The organism is Leptolyngbya sp. FACHB-711, from assembly GCF_014695615.1.
GTDB lineage: Bacteria > Cyanobacteriota > Cyanobacteriia > Elainellales > Elainellaceae > Leptolyngbya_A.
Map to the genome: position 1 here is coordinate 1 of NZ_JACJOR010000443.1, position 2495 is coordinate 2495.

Here is a 2495-nt window from a genome sequence, read left to right on the forward strand (position 1 = left end):
CATAGAATTATTGTAAAGAGGTTTATAGTACCCGTTGTAATCATAAAGTTGAAGTGAAATAACTTCAAAATACAAGTTCACTTACCCAAAACAACATGGCGGCTCCTGAGACTCACGCTTGCGGCATCGTGTCCTGCTCCTGAAGCAATTCCGGGCGTTGCAGAATGAGGGTATGAGTCAAGCAGGAACGGGCACATCCCAGAATTTGAGGTAATGGAGCAACAATCGAATCGAGTGTTGTCGAGTTTCAAATTATTTTTCGTTTTGTGTCCCGCGAAATGCGCAACGAGGTTGAGCGAAATAGCTTGAAAGTATTGTGTAGAGCGGAATTGAGGGATTCAGCGGAGGGACAATAGGATCGCCGGGTTGATCGACAGGAGTCGGTAGGATGGGGATCGCCGTACTGGGACAAGGTTGGAGTGGGGTGGAGCTAGTGTCGAGTTTCAAATTATTTTGGCTCATCCCATGTTTTGGTGAAGCTTTGGCAAGATAGGAATAAATCCTCTGTACCAGGAGAAATCAATCTTCTTTCACCCACTTTTACCTGACCCCACGCATCTTCAACTCGAAAGCTGGAAGTTGAATCGGGCAACTCAGGATCTCCAGTTGACCGTTACCTCTATCCAACGGCAAGCCCTTTGTCCCCTATGTCAGCAGACCAGTCATCGGGTTCATAGCCGCTACTGCCGCACCCTACAAGACCTTCCCTGGTGGGCTTTGCGCTCAGGCTCCAGCTTCAGGTTCGCAAATTCTTTTGCCTCACCCCAGGGTGCAAGCGACGTATCTTTACTGAGCGATTGCCGCAGGTGGCTGCGCCCTGGGCAAGACGCACAGTACGATTGGTAAAGCATCTGATTGCCATTGCAGTCGAATTGGGTGGAAAAGCGGCAGAGCGGTTAGGGACTCAGTTGGGCTATCGCATCCGGGACAACACGCTGCTGTCATTGTTTGCAAGAGAGCCCCTGCCTGCAATCAGACCGCCCACCGTACTGGGGGTAGACGACTTTGCCTTCGCTAAACGGCAATCTTACGGCACAATTCTGGTGGATCTGGAACGACAGCGACCGATTGCCTTGCTCAAAGATCGCGATGCCAATACGTTGGCACAATGGCTGGAGCAGTATCCGGGAATCGAAGCCCTCTCGCGTGACCGTTCCGCCACGTATCGCAGTGGGATGAATCAAGGTGCCCCCCAGGCAATGCAGATCGCAGATCGCTTTCATCTGTTGCAGAACTTCGCCCAAGTGCTGGAACAAGCCCTGAATGGACATAATGCGGTTCTCACTGCTGTGGACAATGCCCAACGGTTGGCAGAGGCACCCGATGACGCAACCGTGATGATTGCCCCAGCTACGCCTCCACGACCAGATGCGCGACAACGTGCCGAACAGAAGCGACAACAACGGCTCAAAACCTATCAAAAGAGTCGGCAGCTGCATCAGCAGGTATCCCACGAGATGCGCAATGAGCTGTCAAGAAGCTAAAAGCTAGCTGCAGAAGGGGACTCAGTCCAGGGAATGGCGAGAAAATGACATCGTACCCTTACCTGAAGTGGAGTGGGAACGATGTCTGAACAGAATGAAAAAAGTGTTGATTCCACTGTAGCAGGAATTGAATTTGTCACTACTGTTCAACCCAATCCAGTGATGCCAACTTGGCTACCAGAAGCATTGCTGTTGGGACAGTGGTGGAGATCGACTGGGCTATTGGAGCAGTTGCAGCAACAGGTGCGGGTTAGCCGAGGGCGAATGGGACAGTATGAAGTGTGTGATTTTGTCTTGTTGTTGCTGGCTTACGCGGTCAGTGGAGAAGCAAGTCTGGCTGGTTTCTTCCAAGCGCTCACTCCAGTGAAGCACCTGCTGATGGCAGTATGGGGTCGTGCTCGCTGTCCAGTCGCATCCACGCTGTCACGCTTTTTGGAAGCTGTCGAGGAAGGTGCACTGGAGAGCCTGCGCCAGTTGTTTGAGCACAATCTCCTTCAGCAAAGCTTACCGGTGAGCTGCAACGGAGGGCTTTATGATCGTCGAGGCGAGCGGTACTGGGTCTTTGATCTCGATGGAACGCATGAGGCAACCCGTCAACGCTCCTTACCCATCACCCAGGAGTATCCAGACTTGCATCGACGCAGCAGTAAAGCTTGTGCCCCAGGTTTACTGGGACGAAAGCGCGGGCAAGTTGTGCGCACGCGCAGTGCCCTGCAGCAGGCTCACACCAGCGAGTGGTTAGCAACGTTTGGTAGCCCGGGCAATGGGACAGCTCAGAGCGATCTCGTCCGCGCTTGTGCGGTGATTAAGCAGTACATTGAGCAGCATGGCATCAACCCTGCGGCTGTGATTGTGCGATTAGATGGGTATTACGGGGTGCCAGCCTTTGTCAATGTCGTGCAACACCATCAGTTTGGTTATCTGTTGCGCGGACGAGACTACCAAATTTTGAACTACCCCACTGTACAAGCCAAATTAGCCCAAGCTCCTGCTCAACCTTGGCAGCATCCA

General features: G+C 52.5%; 2 protein-coding genes. Both read left to right on the top strand.

The genetic code is table 11. The features are described 5' to 3' along the window. The first annotated feature begins 710 nt into the window (after window positions 1–710). Complete coding sequence (locus H6F80_RS19840) at window positions 711–1484, top strand: ISL3 family transposase (RefSeq protein ID WP_190793252.1); 774 nt, start codon at window positions 711–713, stop codon at window positions 1482–1484. Between the two features lie 81 nt (window positions 1485–1565). Further along, window positions 1566–2495: hypothetical protein (locus tag H6F80_RS19845; protein WP_190793253.1), on the top strand; the 930-nt coding region annotated here is incomplete at its 3' end.